The sequence below is a fragment of the Porcipelethomonas ammoniilytica genome, from assembly GCF_025567485.1.
GTDB lineage: Bacteria > Bacillota > Clostridia > Oscillospirales > Ruminococcaceae > Porcipelethomonas > Porcipelethomonas ammoniilytica.
Window position 1 is genome coordinate 20,606 of the sequence record NZ_JAOQKH010000012.1, and the last position, 17,243, is coordinate 37,848.

The 17,243-nt window shown below is 38.9% G+C and carries 14 protein-coding genes; all 14 read left to right on the forward strand.

Annotation, left to right across the window (positions count from 1 at the left end):
• Positions 1-85: 85 nt before the first annotated feature.
• The 14 genes from rpsG (at position 86) to murA (ending at position 17,236) form a co-directional block, all read left to right on the forward strand.
• A complete protein-coding gene (rpsG, locus tag OCV67_RS09605; RefSeq protein WP_147643768.1) occupies positions 86-556 on the forward strand; it encodes a 30S ribosomal protein S7 in 471 nt (156 codons plus the stop codon).
• A 31-nt stretch (positions 557-587) separates the two neighbouring features.
• Positions 588-2,669 carry an elongation factor G gene (gene fusA, locus OCV67_RS09610; RefSeq protein ID WP_147643769.1) on the forward strand — a complete coding sequence of 694 codons (2,082 nt, stop codon included), beginning with the start codon at positions 588-590 and terminating at the stop codon, positions 2,667-2,669.
• A 106-nt stretch (positions 2,670-2,775) separates the two neighbouring features.
• Entirely contained in the window at positions 2,776-3,975 is a 1,200-nt protein-coding gene (gene tuf, locus OCV67_RS09615) for an elongation factor Tu (protein ID WP_147643770.1), read from the forward strand.
• A gap of 112 nt (positions 3,976-4,087) precedes the next feature.
• Positions 4,088-4,714 carry an ECF transporter S component gene (locus tag OCV67_RS09620; protein ID WP_147643771.1) on the forward strand — a complete coding sequence of 209 codons (627 nt, stop codon included), beginning with the start codon at positions 4,088-4,090 and terminating at the stop codon, positions 4,712-4,714.
• A gap of 244 nt (positions 4,715-4,958) precedes the next feature.
• Entirely contained in the window at positions 4,959-5,396 is a 438-nt protein-coding gene (gene mraZ, locus OCV67_RS09625; RefSeq protein WP_262644499.1) for a division/cell wall cluster transcriptional repressor MraZ, read from the forward strand.
• A gap of 9 nt (positions 5,397-5,405) precedes the next feature.
• Complete coding sequence (rsmH, locus tag OCV67_RS09630) at positions 5,406-6,329, forward strand: 16S rRNA (cytosine(1402)-N(4))-methyltransferase RsmH (protein WP_147643772.1); 924 nt, start codon at positions 5,406-5,408, stop codon at positions 6,327-6,329.
• Between the two features lie 10 nt (positions 6,330-6,339).
• Positions 6,340-6,861 carry a hypothetical protein gene (locus OCV67_RS09635; protein WP_147643773.1) on the forward strand — a complete coding sequence of 174 codons (522 nt, stop codon included), beginning with the start codon at positions 6,340-6,342 and terminating at the stop codon, positions 6,859-6,861.
• 350 nt (positions 6,862-7,211) lie between these two features.
• Positions 7,212-9,587 carry a penicillin-binding transpeptidase domain-containing protein gene (locus tag OCV67_RS09640; protein WP_178085082.1) on the forward strand — a complete coding sequence of 792 codons (2,376 nt, stop codon included), beginning with the start codon at positions 7,212-7,214 and terminating at the stop codon, positions 9,585-9,587.
• Between the two features lie 65 nt (positions 9,588-9,652).
• On the forward strand, positions 9,653-11,089 hold the full coding sequence (locus tag OCV67_RS09645) for a UDP-N-acetylmuramoyl-L-alanyl-D-glutamate--2,6-diaminopimelate ligase (protein ID WP_147643775.1): 1,437 nt from the start codon (positions 9,653-9,655) through the stop codon (positions 11,087-11,089).
• A complete protein-coding gene (locus OCV67_RS09650; protein WP_147643776.1) occupies positions 11,089-12,444 on the forward strand; it encodes a UDP-N-acetylmuramoyl-tripeptide--D-alanyl-D-alanine ligase in 1,356 nt (451 codons plus the stop codon). Before OCV67_RS09645 ends, OCV67_RS09650 begins: the two co-directional genes overlap by 1 nt.
• Positions 12,445-12,460: 16 nt before the next feature.
• A complete protein-coding gene (gene mraY, locus OCV67_RS09655; RefSeq protein ID WP_147643777.1) occupies positions 12,461-13,504 on the forward strand; it encodes a phospho-N-acetylmuramoyl-pentapeptide-transferase in 1,044 nt (347 codons plus the stop codon).
• Positions 13,505-13,533: 29 nt separating this feature from the next.
• The gene (gene ftsW, locus OCV67_RS09660) at positions 13,534-14,754 is read left to right on the forward strand and encodes a putative lipid II flippase FtsW (protein WP_262644500.1); all 1,221 of its coding nucleotides are present in this window, start codon (positions 13,534-13,536) and stop codon (positions 14,752-14,754) included.
• Positions 14,755-14,793: 39 nt separating this feature from the next.
• Entirely contained in the window at positions 14,794-15,921 is a 1,128-nt protein-coding gene (gene murG / locus OCV67_RS09665; protein ID WP_147643778.1) for an undecaprenyldiphospho-muramoylpentapeptide beta-N-acetylglucosaminyltransferase, read from the forward strand.
• 55 nt (positions 15,922-15,976) lie between these two features.
• The gene (gene murA / locus OCV67_RS09670; protein WP_147643779.1) at positions 15,977-17,236 is read left to right on the forward strand and encodes a UDP-N-acetylglucosamine 1-carboxyvinyltransferase; all 1,260 of its coding nucleotides are present in this window, start codon (positions 15,977-15,979) and stop codon (positions 17,234-17,236) included.
• Positions 17,237-17,243 lie beyond the last annotated feature (7 nt).

The following is a 17,243-nucleotide window of genomic DNA, read 5'->3' on the forward strand; positions in this document are numbered from 1 at the left end:
TATTAAATCCTCTGCATTGGTCTTGACGTCAGAAAAATGACGAGTACCTATGAATTCATGAAAAAATGTGAAGGAGGGAAGCGAAATGCCAAGAAGAGGTAAAATCGCAAAACGTGATGTACTGCAGGACCCAGTATACAACTCAAAGCTTGTTACACGTCTTATCAATAATATAATGTTAGACGGTAAAAAGGGTGTTGCACAGAAAATAGTTTACGGTGCATTTGATATTGTAGCTGAAAAGACAGGCAAGGACGCTCTGGAAGCTTTTGAAGAAGCAATGGAAAATGTTATGCCGGTTCTTGAGGTTAAGGCTCGCAGAATGGGCGGTGCCACATATCAGGTTCCAATGGAAGTACGTCCTGAAAGACGTCAGACACTGGGTCTGAGATGGATCACAAAGTACTCAAGAGAAAGAAACGAAAAGACAATGAAGGAAAGACTTGCCGGTGAAATCATGGACGCAATCAACGGTACAGGCGGCGCCTGCAAGAAGCGTGATGATACACACAAGATGGCGGAAGCAAACAAGGCGTTTGCACACTACCGCTGGTAATCTGCAATTGTAAAATTTAAGGAGGAGAATTATGCCAAGAGATTGTTCGCTTGAACATACAAGAAATATAGGTATAATGGCTCACATTGACGCAGGTAAAACCACAACAACAGAGCGTATCCTGTTTTATACCGGTATTAACCATAAAATAGGCGAGACTCATGAAGGTGCTGCTACAATGGACTGGATGGAGCAGGAGCAGGAAAGAGGTATTACAATTACTTCTGCTGCTACTACTGCATACTGGGCAGGCCACAGACTTAATATTATCGACACTCCCGGACACGTTGACTTTACAGTTGAGGTTGAACGTTCACTGAGAGTTCTTGACGGCTCAGTAACAGTATTATGTGCTAAGGGCGGTGTTGAACCTCAGTCTGAAACCGTTTGGAGACAGGCTGATGAATACAAGGTACCGAGAATGGCTTATGTCAATAAGATGGATATCATGGGCGCAGACTTCTACAATGTAGTTGATATGATGAAGACCAGACTTCATTGTAATGCTGTTCCAGTTCAGCTACCTATCGGTGCAGAGGAAACATTCAAGGGAATCATTGACCTTATTGAAATGAAAGCGTATGTTTACTATGATGATCTTGGAAAAGATATCAGAGTAGAAGACATTCCTGCTGATATGGCTGAAAAGGCTCAGGAATATCATGATGCACTTATGGAATCAGTTGCTGAACAGGATGACGCATTGATGGAAAAATATTTTGCAGGTGAAGAACTTACAATTGATGAAATCAAGGCTGCTATAAGAAAAGCAACAATTGCTAATGAAATGGTTCCGGTAACATGCGGTACTTCATATAAAAATAAGGGTGTTCAGAAGCTTCTTGACGCTATTGTAGATTATATGCCGTCACCGCTTGATGTTCCTGCAATCAAGGGTATTAATCCTGATACTGATGAAGAATGTGTAAGACATTCTTCAGATGATGAACCGTTTTCAGCGCTTGCATTCAAGATCGCTACTGACCCATTTGTTGGTAAGCTCTGCTTCTTCAGAGTTTATTCAGGTACAGTAAATGCAGGTTCAACAGTACTGAATGCTACAAAGGATAACAAAGAAAGACTTGGTCGTATCCTTCAAATGCACTCAAACCACAGAAAAGACATTGAAACAGTATATGCAGGTGATATTGCTGCAGCTGTTGGTCTTAAAAATACAACTACAGGCGATACGCTTTGTGACGAAAAGCACCCCGTAATTCTTGAATCTATGGAATTCCCTGAACCGGTTATTCAGCTGGCTATCGAGCCAAAGACAAAGGCTGGTCAGGAAAAAATGGGTATTGCTCTTGCAAAGCTTGCAGAAGAAGACCCGACATTCAGAACTTATACTGATGAAGAAACAGGTCAGACAATTATTGCCGGAATGGGAGAACTTCACCTTGAAATCATTGTAGACAGACTGCTTCGTGAATTCAAGGTAGAAGCAAATGTCGGTGCTCCTCAGGTTTCTTATAAGGAAACAATTAAGGGTAATGCCGATGTTGACCATAAGTATGCAAGACAGTCCGGTGGTAAGGGTCAATACGGTCATGTTAAGATCAGAGTTTCACCTAATGAATCCGGTAAGGGTTATGAATTCAAAAATTCAATTGTCGGTGGTGCTATTCCTAAGGAATACATTCCAGCAGTTGACAAGGGTATTCAGGGTGCTATGAAGTCCGGTATTCTTGCAGGCTACGAAGTTGTTGACGTTTGCGTTGAACTGTATGACGGTTCTTATCATGAAGTTGACTCTTCGGAAATGGCATTCCAGATTGCTGGTTCAATGGCATTTAAGGAAGCTATGAAAAAGGCAACTCCGGTTCTGATGGAACCTATCATGAAGGTTTCGGTTATTGTTCCTGATGATTATACAGGTACTGTAATCGGTGATTTGAGTTCACGCCGTGGACAGATTCAGGGTCAGGAAACAAGACCTGGTGCTGTTCAGGTTGACGCTCTTGTACCGCTTTCAGAAATGTTCGGATATTCTAATGATCTTCGTTCAAATACACAAGGTCGCGGACAGTATTCAATGGAACCGCACAGCTATCTTGAAGTTCCTAAGAATATTGCAGAAAAGATTATGACATCAAGAAATAAAAATGCTTGATTAAAATAATCAGAAATATTTTCTAAAAACTCTTGAATTTTATTTTAATATATGATAAAATGATATTCATAAGTAATCTATATTATTTTTAAGGAGGACTTTTCCAATGGCAAAGGCTAAATTTGAAAGAAATAAACCGCATGTTAACATTGGTACAATCGGACACGTTGACCATGGTAAGACAACTCTTACAGCTGCTATTACTAAGACACTGGCTCTCAAGGGTCAGGCTCAGTATGAAGCTTACGACATGATCGATAAGGCACCGGAAGAAAGAGAACGTGGTATCACAATTAATACAGCTCACGTTGAATACGAAACAGACAATCGTCACTATGCACACGTTGACTGCCCTGGACACGCTGACTATGTAAAGAACATGATCACAGGTGCTGCTCAGATGGACGGTGCTATCCTCGTAGTTGCTTCTTCTGACGGTCCTATGGCTCAGACAAAGGAACATTTGCTTCTTGCTCGTCAGGTTGGCGTTCCTTACATTGTTGTATTCATGAACAAGGCTGATCAGGTTGATGATCCTGAGCTTCTTGAACTTGTTGAAATGGATATCAGAGCTACTTTGGACGAATATGAATTCCCAGGCGATGATACACCTATTATCAAGGGTTCAGCTCTTGCTGCACTGAATGCTCCTGATGATATCAATGATCCGGCATATGCTCCAATTATTGAACTTATGGATGCAGTTGACAGCTACATTCCTACTCCGGAACGTAAGTCAGACCTTCCTTTCCTTATGCCTATCGAAGATACTATGACAATTTCCGGTCGTGGTACTGTTGTTACAGGTAGAGTTGAAAGAGGTCAGCTCAAGACTGGTGACGAAGTTGAAATTGTTGGTCTTTCTACTGAAAAGGGCAAGACAGTTGTTACTGGTATCGAAATGTTCAGAAAGACTCTTGATTATGCTGAAGCAGGCGATAATATCGGTGCTCTTCTCCGTGGTGTTACAAGAGATCAGGTTGAAAGAGGACAGGTTCTTTGCCAGCCAGGTTCTATCCACCCACATACAAAGTTTAAGGGTCAGGTTTATGTACTGAAGAAGGAAGAAGGCGGACGTCATACTCCATTCTTCACAAACTACAGACCACAGTTCTATTTCAGAACAACTGACGTTACTGGTATCATCACTCTTCCAGAAGGCGTTGAAATGTGTACTCCTGGTGATAACGTTGAAATGAACGTTGAACTGATTACACCAATCGCTATCGAAGAAGGTTTGCGTTTTGCTATCCGTGAAGGCGGACGTACAGTAGGTTCAGGTGTCGTTACAGCTATTAACGAATAATTAAAAATTTTTATATGAAACAGGAATGACGAAGTCATTCCTGTTTTTGTTTTGTATAAAAATAATAATTACAGTAATAATATAAAACAGAATATTTTATTGGAGAAAAAATATGGAATATATACAAACTGAAAAAAAATCTATTTTTAACATATTAATTTTAGCAATTTTTGCATCAATAGAAATTATTTTTTGCTTTACTCCTTTGGGATCTATTCCTATTGGACCTGGAATCGTTGCTACATTAGCCCATATTCCGGTTATAATTTCTGCTTTTTTACTTAAAAAAAAATATAGCTTAATTATGGGCGGTATTATGGGTTTGTGCTCGTTCATATGGTGGTCTACAATTGGTTTGGCGAGTCCGACTTCTTTTGCTTTTACTCCATTTTCTGAATTTGGAAATTTCTACAGCATAATAATTTGCTTTATTCCAAGATTATTAATACCATTTTTTACATCTGTGACATTTGATTTTCTGAAAAGAAAAATAAATATCAGTGTATCAGCCGGTATTTCAGCTGCATTTTCTACTTTTCTACACTCAGTTATGGTTTTGGGTATGATTTATTTATTTTTTCATAAAAATACAAATGTTTCAGAATTACTGGGAAAAAATTTTTTGAACTTTGTAATTTTATGGGCAGGTGTAAATTCGATAATTGAAATAATTACTGCGGGTTTCGTTGCAGCGATGGTGATAAAGCCTTTAAAATCGTTAAAAAGTGATAAAATATAATAACAAATAATTTATATTATATAGGCAGACTGATTAAATAAATTAGTCTGCTTTGTGCATTATTAACAAAAATAAGACATGATTTTCAGCTTCTTTTATTTTAGTATATCTTTAATTTTTCTTGACGTTTTCTTATAATTGAGTTATAATAATATGTACACGGTGGTGAAGTGTGGTAAAGTAGTGTAAAAAATTCATTTTTTTGGTGAAATCAGTCCAAAAAATCCGAAAGGTGGTGTCTGGAATGGCTTTGACGGCTCTTATGGGTACATATCATCATAATATTGATGCCAAGGGCAGAATGAGCTTTCCGACAAAACTAAGGGATTTGCTAGGCGGAGAATTTTATGTTACGAAAAGCATAAACCAGAAGTGTCTGACTATTTATTCAAAATCAGAATGGGAAAAACTTGCCAATAAAATTGCAGAGCTTCCTGATTCTATGGGCGGGCTTGATATTAAAAGATGGCTGTTTTCCGGTGCCGGAGAACTTGTTCCGGACAAGCAGGGACGTGTTTTAATACCGTCTGATCTCAGAGAGTTTGCGGGACTGAAAAAAGACGTTGTCGTAATCGGTCTGGATGATAAAGCTGAAATCTGGGATAAGGAATTATGGGACGCACAGCAGAGCAATATGGATATGTCGGCAATGCTGGCAGCTATGCAGCAGCTTGGTATTTAAGGAGTAATTATGGAATTTTCTCATGTTTCGGTTTTGCTTAATGAATGCATAGAAGGACTTGATATCAAGCCGGACGGAATTTATGTTGACTGTACTATCGGAGGCGCCGGCCATTCAATAGAAATTGCCAAAAGGCTTGGAGAAAATGGAAAATTAATTGGTCTGGATCGTGATCCGGACGCAGTTAAAGCTGCCGGAGAAAGACTCAAATGCTATAATGCACAGGTCGTAAGGAGCAATTATTCAGATCTAAGAAACGTTCTTGATTTACTGGGTATTGATTCTGTTGACGGAGTGCTTATGGATCTTGGAGTTTCGTCTCATCAGCTGGATACTCCTGAAAGAGGATTTTCTTATCATTATGACGCTCCTTTAGACATGCGTATGAGTCAGGATGGAATCAGCGCTTATGATATTGTAAACGGCTGGTCCGAAGAACAATTGGTCAGAATCATATTTGAATTCGGTGAAGAAAAGTTCTCCAGAAGAATTGCCAGAAATATTGTTTTAAGCAGAGAAGTAAAGCCTGTTGAAACAACGCTTGAGCTTGCTGAAATAATAAAAAGAAGTGTTCCGGCAGCGGTGAAGAGGGAAAAGAATCCCTGCAAGAAAACTTTTCAAGCTATAAGAATTGCTGTTAATGGTGAATTTGACCATTTATCCTGCGGTTTAAATGCCGCATTTGACTGTCTTAAACCTCATGGAAGGCTGGCAGTTATAACGTTTCATTCATTGGAAGACAGACTTGTAAAACAGTGTTTTGCAGGTTTGTGTAAGGGTTGTATATGTCCTCCGGATTTTCCTCAGTGTGTATGCGGAAGAGAGCCCAGAGGGAAGCTTGTAAACAGAAAACCTATAGAGGCTTCACCTTATGAGCTTGAACATAACAATCGCAGCAGAAGTGCAAAACTAAGAATCATAGAAAGGAGATAGGTGCTTTGTTATGGCGGCAGATAATTCAGCTTATGATTATTTTTTACAAAACAATCCTCACAAACCGGAAAATAATAAACCTGTTAGTAATGCAGAAAAAAGAATACCTGCCGAAGAACCGGAAACAGTACGTGTACCTAACATCGCTATGAAAGTAACGCCTCCTAAAAGAGGTTCAGCATCAAAAGTGTTTATTGCTGCACTGTCTGCTTTACTTGTATTTTTCTGTGTTATTTACGGAAGAGTAGAAACAAACAGGATGTATCAACAGATTGCTGCACAGAATCAGAAGCTTGAAGTTGTTCAGAGTGAGAATGTACGGTTAAAATCAGAACTTGAAAGTAAAATGACTCTGAAAAATGTTGAAGATTATGCAGTAAATGTATTGGGTCTGCAAAAGCTTGATAATTCACAAATAAAATATGTGCAGACGCAGACTGATGATATAATCGAAATCCCTGAAGAAAATAAAAACATATTTGTGAGAGCAAAAGAGAAAATTAACAGCTTTCTGGAATATATTTTTGGATAGGGCATATTATTAATTAGAAAGACGGCTGATAAAAAGAAAAAGCATGCTGTCGAGGCTATATTGGAGAATCAAAACGGGTGTACGGAAATAGGAAGAAAGGTGCAGTCACGTCTGCAAGTGACTGTACTGGTCTTCCGCATTAAATAATTTCTTATTGCCGTTTACCGGTAAAAGTTTATGTGATTGAATCTTGAATGATTTTTATTTTTAAGATTTAAAAATATTTAAGTTTTAGAAATGGATTAAGCATTTGCCTGGCAGGGAGAAGTTTAAGGAATCCCTGCTATTTTTATAAGCAATATCGGTACATGAATGCGATCGTATTAACAACAGGTATTACGGAGGTTTTTATGGCAGATAAGCCCACTATTCAAATGAAAAAGCGTACCAATAGATTTATATTGATCGGTATGATGGCGTTTGCCGGAGCCATTATTGCTCAGCTTTTTAAATTATCTATAGTTGATAATAGCTTTTATCAAGAAAAAGCAAACGAATATCATTTTGGTGAAATTTCAATATCGGCTAACAGAGGTTCTATATATGATGCAAACGGTGTAATTTTAGCGCAGAGCGCTACGGTTTATAAAATATTTATGGATCCTGATTTGTTCAGAAGCGAATTGGAAAAGAAAAAAGAAAATGCCGAAGCACAGCAAAAACAAATAGCAAACGGCGAATTGCCTTCCGGAACCGTGGTAAAAACGGCTGATCAGGTTCAGGAAGAGATAATTTCATTTCTTGCCGAAAAGCTTGAAATTAAAGAAGAAACTGTAAGATCGGCTATGGAGGAAAATACTCAGTATAAAATTCTGAAAACTCAGGTTGAAAAACCTGTTGCCGATGAAATTATCGCTTTTATGGACGAAAACTCATTAAATTCAATACAAATTGAAGAAGATACGAAAAGATATTATCCTCAGGATGAATTGGCAGCATCGGTAATCGGTTTTACAAACGGAGACGGAGACGGTCAGTACGGTATAGAATATCAATATGACGATTACCTTTCCGGTACGGATGGAAAAGTAATATCAGCAAAAGATGCGTACGGAAACGAAATGCCTTACAGATATGCAAAAACCTATGAGGCACAGGACGGAAATTCGGTTTATCTTACTATAGACAGGACTTTGCAGTATTCCTTAGAAAAGAATCTTGAAGAAACTGTAAGCCAGTTTGAAATTGAAGACAGAGCATGCGGTATTATTATGAATGCCAAAACAGGAGCAATTCTTGCTATGGCTACAGCTCCGGGTTTCAATCTGAATGAACCGTCGGAGGTTCCGGATTTGCAGATAGCTCAGGCAGCACAGGATATGGAGCTTCTTGATATTGATAAAAATGAAGTTATAAAAAAAGACAATGCAAAGTCTTATCTCGACCAGCTTACCGAGGAACAGCTTGACGAAGCGTATGTTGCGGCAAGAGAACAGCAATGGAAAAATAAAGCGATAACGGAGCTGTATATTCCAGGATCGGTATTTAAGGTAGTTACGAGTTCGGCGGCGCTTGAGGAAAAAGCGATTTCTGTAAACGATAGTTTTGACTGTACCGGTGCTTTGGTTGTCGTGGAGGGCACTGATCCTATTCACTGCTGGAAAACTTCAGGACATGGGTTACAAACGTTTACAGAAGCTATTACTCATTCATGTAATCCGGCATTTATGGAAATCGGACGAAGATTGGGTGCAGAAAGCTTTTTCAATTATTTTAAGGCTTTCGGACTTACTGAAAGAACAGGAATAGACCTTCCTGCGGAGGCAACCAGCTATTATCAGGGACTTAATGGAATGGGTGCTGTAGAGCTTGCGTCTTGTTCTTTCGGACAGACTAATAAGGTCACTCCTATAGAAATGATAACTGCGTATGCAGCAGTAATTAACGGAGGAGAACTGGTTACTCCTTATGTTGTAAGCAAAATTGTCGATACCGACGGAAACGTTGTTCTGACAAATGAAAAGACAGTTAAGAGACAGGTCATTTCAGCAGATACTTCAAAAATTATGTGTGAAACACTTGAAACCGTAGCAATTGAAAACGGCGCTTACATAAAAGGATATCATGTAGGAGGAAAGAGCGGTACGTCTGAAAAGCTTGACGAATATGCGGGTACTGACGAAGATCCTATGAGATATGTTGCGTCATACTGTTGTTTTGCTCCGGCAGATGATCCGGAAATTATAATGCTTATTATGGCAGACGAGCCAATGTCCGGGGAATATTACGGAAGTAAGGTTGCAGTACCGTGTTCAAGAAAAGTCATGGAAGAAATTCTTCCTTACCTTGGTTATTATCCGGAATATACTGATGAAGAAGCTGAAAATCTGGACGTTTCAGTTCCGTTTGTTGAAGATTTATCCCTTGAGGACGCTAAAAAAGCTGTAGAAGAAAAGGGTCTTACATGTCAGGTCGTAGGTGAGGGAGATACCGTCTGCGGTCAGATGCCTATTACAGGCAGCGTTGTAGCTCAGGGCTGTACGGTTGTCCTTTATACTGAAAATAATTATAAACCGGAATATGTTGAAGTGCCGGATCTTTCCGGATACGGACTTTCTGATGCGAATTATATTCTTACGAATATGGGATTGAATTTTATTGCAGGAGGCGCTTCAACTGATTCAAGCTCTGCTGTTGTACAGTCTCAGTCGGAACCGGCAGGGTCTAAAGTTCCGGTAGGTACTGTTATAGAATTGACCTTTGGCGTTAATGATCAGTCAGGTTGAATATAGCAGAGAGTAAAAGCCAAAAATAAATGATGATTAATGATTTTATACAGGCGGTGTAAATAATGAGACTTTATAAACTTATTGAGGGTTTAGCCGATATAAATATTCCGGACAGAGAAATCAGTTCGGTAACTGATAATACAAAAAAAGTACGGAAAGATTGTATTTTTGTCTGTGTGAAGGGCGGTTCTTTTGACGGTCATGACGCTGCGGCAGAAATGCTGGAAAAAGGTGCGGCAGTTATTGTTGCTGAAAGGGATCTGGGATTGGGAAACAAACAGATCATTACCGATAATTCAAGGAAATTTTACGGAGAATTGTGTGCCGCATGGTTTGATCATCCGGAAAAAAAATTAAAAATAATCGGTGTCACCGGAACAAACGGAAAAACAACTATTACAAATGTTATTAAAAATATTTTTATGAAAAACGGCGTAAAAACTGGTCTTATCGGTACTATATGCAATGAAATAGGAGATGAAACTGTTCATACTGATAATACGACTCCAATGGCTTTTGATTATATGTGTCTTTTGGATAAGATGGTAAAGGCAGGATGTAAATATGCAGTTATGGAGGTTTCCTCTTTCGGATTGGTTCAGCATAGAATAGGACCTACACATTTTGATATGGGAATTTTTACAAATCTCACTCAGGATCATTTGGATTATCATAAAACGATGGAGAATTATTATCAGGCAAAAAGAATGATGTTTGATGAATGTGATTATGCTCTGATCAATACAGACGATGAATACGGCAGAAGAATTTTCAGTGAGATTAGCTGCAAAAAAGAAAGATACGGAATCAGTTCCGAAGCTGATTATTATGCAGATGCAATTAAAATTAAATCGGACGGAACAAGCTTCTGGTACTGTTATAACGGAAAATCACAGCTTGTTAATATGAAAATGACGGGAATGTTCAATGTATCAAATGTAACGGCGGCAATTTCTGTTTGTCTGAAAGCCGGTTTGCCGATCGAAGATATTTTAAACGCAGTTTCCGAATATAATGGAGTAAAGGGAAGATGTGAAATTATTCCTACAGGCAGGGATTTTACTGTGATTTGTGATTATGCCCATACTCCCGACGCAGTTGAAAATATACTTAAAAGCGTAAGGGAATATACCGAAGGAAGGCTTATCTGTCTGTTTGGGTGCGGAGGAAACCGAGACGCCAAAAAGCGTCCGCTTATGGCAAAGGCGGCTGCAAAGTTTGCAGACAGACTTATAATTACGTCTGATAATCCAAGAGACGAGATTCCGGAAGCCATTATTGACGATATTCTTGCCGGTCTTAAAGACAGTGAAATTCCCTTTGATGTGGTGGTTGACAGAACGAAAGCTATTCATCATTCCCTTAAAATAGCTGAAAAAGGTGATATTATAGTTCTTGCGGGTAAGGGACACGAAGATTATCAGGTGCTTCCCGGAAATGAACATATACATTTTGATGAAAGAGAGATAGTTTCAGAGGGTCTGAAGCTGATAGACTAATGGAAAAATTATTATTATCTGAAATTGCACATTGTTTGAATGCAGAATGTCCTGAAGAAAAGGTAATTACGGAGATTTCTACCGATACGAGAAATCTTCCTGCCGGATGCTTGTTTATAGCTATAAAGGGTGAAAGATTTGACGGTCATGCATTTATTAAGCAGGCAATAGAAAATGGAGCTGCGGCAGCTGTGTCTGAATATCCTGTTGACGGCTGCCCTTGTATTGTGGTAAAAAATACAAGAACTGCATTGCTTAAATTAGCTAAATATTATCGCAGTAAATTTAATCCGATACTTGTGGGAATTACCGGAAGTGTGGGTAAGACTACGACAAAGGAAATGATAGCTCTTGTTTTATCGGAAAAATATAAAACGTTAAAGACACAAGGTAATTTAAATAATGAAATCGGTTTACCTAAAACGTTGTTTAATCTTGATTCGTCCTATCAGGCTGCTGTTATTGAAATGGGTATGTCAGATTTTGGTGAGATTGAACGACTTTCAAATACAGCTGTGCCAACAATAGGAGTTATAACAAATATAGGATTTTCCCATATTGAGAACCTTAAATCCCAAGAGGGGATTTTAAAGGCAAAGCTTGAAATATTAAGCGGAATGAAGTCGGACGCACCTCTGATCGTTAATGGCGATGACAGATATCTTGCTCCTTTAAAAGAAGAACTTAAAAGTTCACGTTCTGTTTATTTGTACGGTATCGGTGATAAATGCGACTTCAGAGCAAAAAATATTATTGAGGAAAATGGTATAACAAGATTTACCCTTGTATATAATGGAGTTAATACTGAAATTGAAATTCCATGTGCAGGAAAGCATAACGTTTTAAATGCTTCAGCAGCATTCTGTGTTGGAATTCTCAGCGGACTTAATGAAAATGAAATAGTTTCTGCACTGAAAAAATACAAGTCTGACGGAATGCGTCAGAACATTGTTAAAAAGGGAGATAAAACGGTAATAATCGATTGTTACAATGCCAGTCCGGATTCTATGAAAGCGACGTTGAATGTGCTTGCGGATATGAAATGCAAAGGAAGAAAAATCGCCGTACTGGGAGATATGCTCGAACTTGGAGATATGTCGGAAAAATTACATAGACTTGTTGGAGAATATGCTGCACAATGTCATCCCGACAGGTTGTACTGCTATGGGGAAAATGCAATGTATATTGCTGCGGAAGCTTCGGAGCATGGACTTGCAAGCTGTGCGTTCCATAAGGATTCCAAGGATTTAATGGCTGAAAAAATTAAGGAAGATTTACAAAGCGGCGATATAATCCTGTTTAAGGCAAGCAGAGGTATGAAGCTTGAAGAAGTGATAGACGAAATATTTGGATAACCGGAGGAGAGTTTATATGTCATATTGGATAACGATCGGTACTGCGCTTATTTCATGTGCAATTGCAGCATTGACGGGTATAGTGCTTATACCGTTTCTGAAAAAAATTCATTTCGGACAGACAATTCTTGAAATTGGTCCGAAGTGGCATAAATCCAAGCAGGGGACGCCTATCATGGGCGGATTTATGTTCATAATCAGCAGCATAATTGCGGTTATAATTGGATATTTGCTTTATCGTTCCAGAAATATGGTGGATATAACTGAGAAAACAGCATCTTATAATGCAATAAGACTGCTTGCGTGCATATTATTTTCGGTTTTGTTTTCCGGTATAGGTTTTCTTGACGACTATATAAAAGCTGTAAAAAAACAGAATCTTGGACTTAATCCTAAACAGAAAATGATTTTTCAGTTTATTCTGTCCGCAGCATTTCTAGCGGTACTTTATGCGTTAGGCGATAAATCTACTAAACTGGATCTGATTTTCTTCCAGCTTGATTTAGGAATTTTTTATTATCCAATAATGATACTGTTTATGATCTATGTTTCAAATGCAGTAAATCTTACAGACGGCGTAGACGGACTGTGCGGTTCGGTAACTTTTGTTACAATGCTTGCATTTTCAGCTGTATGTGGTATAATGAAATCCTACGAGATTTCAATTTATGCTATAGCGATTGCAGGAGGCTGTCTGGGATTTCTGATCTGGAATCTTCATCCTGCAAAATGCTTTATGGGTGATACAGGTTCAATGTATCTGGGTGGAGCGTTTGTGGCGATTGGTCTGACAACCCATAAGCATCTGCTTATGGTTCTTGTGGGACTTGTATACATTCTTGAAGCATTATCGGTTGTTATACAGGTAACATATTTTAAAATTACTGCAAGACAGCATTATAAAAAAACCGGTGAAAAGGGAAAAGGCAAAAGAATATTTAAAATGTCTCCTATTCATCATCATTTTGAAATGTGCGGTTTCAGTGAGTATAAAATTGTAATTATGTTTTCAATTGCGGCAATTATTGTTTCTGCATTAGGTGTGCTTACTGTTATTTAGTTTTTTACCAATTCAAAGGAGGAAGAAAATTGGCTGGAAATTACGGTGCCGGCGCCGGCTCAATTGAACGTCATGCGTCTGCTTCCGGCAGGAACAGACAAAAAAAACAGGTACATTCTCTTTTTTCAAGAGGGGTAATGGATCTTACATTTTTCCTTATTGTAATGACGCTGCTTGTTATAGGGATTATTATGATGTTTTCAGCAAGCTATGCGAAAGCGCTTAATGAGTCCGGCGGTACAAACGGAACTAGCTATGCTACCAAACAGATCACAATGGCAGCTATAGGAATATTCTGCATGTTCTTTTTCTCCTTTTTTGATTATCGTCATTTTGCCAATCCGAAAATTGCTATAACAAGCTATGTAGGCTGCGTCATACTTTTGATTGCAGTATTGGTAAACGGAGTTACAGAAGGCGGCGCAACCAGATGGATTGTTATCGGACCGATAAATTTTCAGCCGTCGGAACTTATGAAATTTTCAATTATAATTCTGTTTTCGTATCTTATTGTGAAGAATTATAATAAAATGCAGAAATTTTCTGTGGGTATTTTACCTTTTGGTATTTTACTTAGTATTGTTGTCGTACTTCTTATGCTTCAGCCGCATCTGTCATGTACGATTTTGATATGTGCTATCGGAGTGTGCCTGATGTTTGTCGGAGGAGTAAGATGGAAGCATATTTTTATTCTTTGTCTATTGGGCGTCGGAGCATTGGCTTTAATAGTATATATGAAAACTCAGGGCGAGGACGGATTTACTTATTTTCAGACTCGTTTTCAGTCATGGCTTGATCCGTTTTCCGATGAAAAGGGCGGTACGTGGCAGACATGTCAGTCACTTGTAGCTATCGGTTCGGGAGGACTTTTCGGTCTGGGACTGGGAGGCTCAAGACAGAAATTTATGTATCTTCCTGAAAGTCAGAACGACTTCGTTTTTTCAATTGTATGCGAGGAACTTGGCTTTATCGGAGCAGTTACAATAATTCTTCTTTTTGCACTGCTGATTATCAGAGGATTTTATATTGCTTCAAAGGCAAAAGACCGATTCGGAATGCTTATTACAATTGGTATAACTGTTCAGATAGGCATACAAGCTTTTCTGAATATTGCCGTTGTAAGCAATTTAATCCCTAATACCGGTATCAGTTTGCCGTTCTTCAGCTATGGCGGTACTGCGTTGATAATGCAGTTGGCAGAAATGGGGATAATTCTTAATGTTTCCAGACAATCGTCAATTGAAACATAATAAAATGAAAGGAGATTATACTTTTAGTATAATGACTATATGAGAGTATTATTAGCCGGCGGCGGAACTGCCGGGCATATTAATCCGGCTCTTGCCATTGCTTCTGTAATAAAAGAGCATTATCCGGATACGGAATTTTTATTTGTCGGAACGCCAAACGGAATGGAAGCAAGACTTATTCCGGAAGCGGGCTATAATTTTGCATCTATGAAAGTTGCAGGCTTTCAGAGAAAAATTACTTTGAAAAATGTTAAACGCAACTGTCAGGCGTTATATTATCTTGCGTCAGCAGGGTCAAAAGCTAAAAAAATTATAAATGAATTCAAACCGGATATTGCAATAGGTACGGGAGGATATGTAAGCGGACCTGTTATAAAAAAAGCTGCAAGAATGGGCGTTTCGACGGCAATTCATGAGCAAAACGCCTTTCCGGGCGTTACTAATAAGCTTTTGGCAAAGGAAGTTGACAAGGTGATGCTTACTGTAAAGGAAGCGCTTGATTACCTTGATAAGGATGTTGACTATACAATTACCGGACTGCCGGTAAGAGCCGGTATTGCTTCTAAATCAAAGCTTGAAGCCAGAGCTGAACTTGGTTTTGACAATGAACTTTGTATTTTGTCTTTCGGAGGCAGTCTGGGTGCAGGGTGTATAAACGAGACAATGGCAGAAGTAATAAAATGGCATACGTCAAATAATCTTAAAATTAATCATATTCATGGGTACGGAAAAATGGGCAGGGAAATATTTCCCAAAATTATGATCGAAAGCGGAATATCCATGAAAAATCAACGACTGAGAATCAGTGAGTATATAAATGATATGGATACATGTCTGGCTGCTGCCGATCTTGTAATATGCCGTTCGGGAGCGTCGACTCTTGCAGAACTGGAGGCGGCTGGCAAGGCTTCAATTCTGATTCCTTCGCCGATAGTTACAGGCAATCATCAGTTTCATAATGCAAATGTTTTGGGTAAAGCCGGGGCTGCAATAGTAATAGAGCAAAAGGACGTTACAAACGAACTTATGATCAAAACTGTCAAGGACTTGTATGAGCACAGGGAAAAGCTAAGCGATATGTCAGATAATGCCGTAAAGCTTGCTGTGAAGGATACAAACGACAGGATATATAAAGTAATAAAAGAGCTGATAAGTAAGACAAAGTAGCATTTTTACACCTGAAAGCATACTATAGAGTAAATACTTTCAGGTGGTGATGCAAATGAAAAGTCAGAGACTTATTATTGAGGGCGGCAATGCTCTCAGCGGTGAAATTAAAGTTCAGGGGGCTAAAAACAGTTCTCTTCCTATTATTGCGGCATCGCTTATGTGCAAGGGGGAGACGGTTCTTAAAAATTGTCCTTGCCTTACAGATACTTATGCGTCGTGCAGAATACTTACGCATCTTGGATGCACATGCCGTTTTGAAGGAAATACCTTGACAATAAAACCTGACGGAATAAACAAAACTGAAATTCCTGACGAATTAATGCGTGAAATGCGTTCGTCGATCATTTATATGGGAGCGTTGCTGGGCAGGTGCGGCAAATGCGGATTGTCATTTCCGGGAGGCTGCGAGCTTGGTCCCCGTCCTATAGATATGCACCTGAGCGCTATGAAGAAAATGGGCGCTAAGGTAAATGATGAGTATGGCACTATTGAATGTACAGCTGAGCATGGACTCAAAGGAACAAAAATTATATTGAAATATCCTTCTGTAGGTACAACTGAAAATATAATTTTGGCGGCTGTAATGGCAAAGGGCGAAACAATTATTATGAACGCTGCAAGAGAACCTGAAATTATGGATCTTGCCGCATTTCTTAATAAATGCGGCGGAAAAATAAAAGGTGCAGGAAACAGTACCATTGTTATCGAGGGAGTAAACGAACTTTTTGGCTGTACTCATTATATAATGCCGGACAGAATAGCGGCGGCTACATATATTTCCGCTGCGGCTTCAACTAATGGTGAAATTAGTATTCACGGTATTGACCCCGCATTATGCGACAGCTTTATGTGCGTATTTGAACAGATGGGCTGCAATATCTATGTATATGACGGGTGTATATATGTTAATGCTAAAAAGCCGTTAAAATCTGTGGGAAAAATAATTACTTTGCCTCATCCTGGATTTCCGACTGATGCACAGGCTATTATTATGGCGTCATTGTGTAAAGCAAACGGCATAAGTATTTTTGAGGAAACAATTTTTGAAAACCGTTACCGTCATGTTGATTCCCTTGTGAAAATGGGCGCCGATATAAAGGTTATTGGGAAAGCGGCAATTATTACCGGTGTGAAAAAAATTTACGGTGCAAAGGTTTCCGCAACCGATCTCCGGGGAGGAGCTGCAATGGCGGTTGCAGGTCTTGGAGCGGAGGGTATAACGGAAATTACTGATGTAGAGCATATTGACAGAGGATATGAAAATATAGAAAAAGTATTGACCTCTATGGGAGGAAAAATTACAAGAGCTTGAAAAGGAA

Excerpts from the sequence above, each read along its gene's own strand:
- rpsG (WP_147643768.1), top strand. The coding sequence starts at position 86 with ATGCCAAGAAGAGGTAAAATCGCAAAACGTGATGTACTGCAGGACCCA.
- fusA (WP_147643769.1), top strand. The coding sequence starts at position 588 with ATGCCAAGAGATTGTTCGCTTGAACATACAAGAAATATAGGTATAATG.
- tuf (WP_147643770.1), top strand. The coding sequence starts at position 2,776 with ATGGCAAAGGCTAAATTTGAAAGAAATAAACCGCATGTTAACATTGGT.
- OCV67_RS09620 (WP_147643771.1), top strand. The coding sequence starts at position 4,088 with ATGGAATATATACAAACTGAAAAAAAATCTATTTTTAACATATTAATT.
- mraZ (WP_262644499.1), top strand. The coding sequence starts at position 4,959 with ATGGCTTTGACGGCTCTTATGGGTACATATCATCATAATATTGATGCC.
- rsmH (WP_147643772.1), top strand. The coding sequence starts at position 5,406 with ATGGAATTTTCTCATGTTTCGGTTTTGCTTAATGAATGCATAGAAGGA.
- OCV67_RS09635 (WP_147643773.1), top strand. The coding sequence starts at position 6,340 with ATGGCGGCAGATAATTCAGCTTATGATTATTTTTTACAAAACAATCCT.
- OCV67_RS09640 (WP_178085082.1), top strand. The coding sequence starts at position 7,212 with ATGGCAGATAAGCCCACTATTCAAATGAAAAAGCGTACCAATAGATTT.
- OCV67_RS09645 (WP_147643775.1), top strand. The coding sequence starts at position 9,653 with ATGAGACTTTATAAACTTATTGAGGGTTTAGCCGATATAAATATTCCG.
- OCV67_RS09650 (WP_147643776.1), top strand. The coding sequence starts at position 11,089 with ATGGAAAAATTATTATTATCTGAAATTGCACATTGTTTGAATGCAGAA.
- mraY (WP_147643777.1), top strand. The coding sequence starts at position 12,461 with ATGTCATATTGGATAACGATCGGTACTGCGCTTATTTCATGTGCAATT.
- murG (WP_147643778.1), top strand. The coding sequence starts at position 14,794 with ATGAGAGTATTATTAGCCGGCGGCGGAACTGCCGGGCATATTAATCCG.
- murA (WP_147643779.1), top strand. The coding sequence starts at position 15,977 with ATGAAAAGTCAGAGACTTATTATTGAGGGCGGCAATGCTCTCAGCGGT.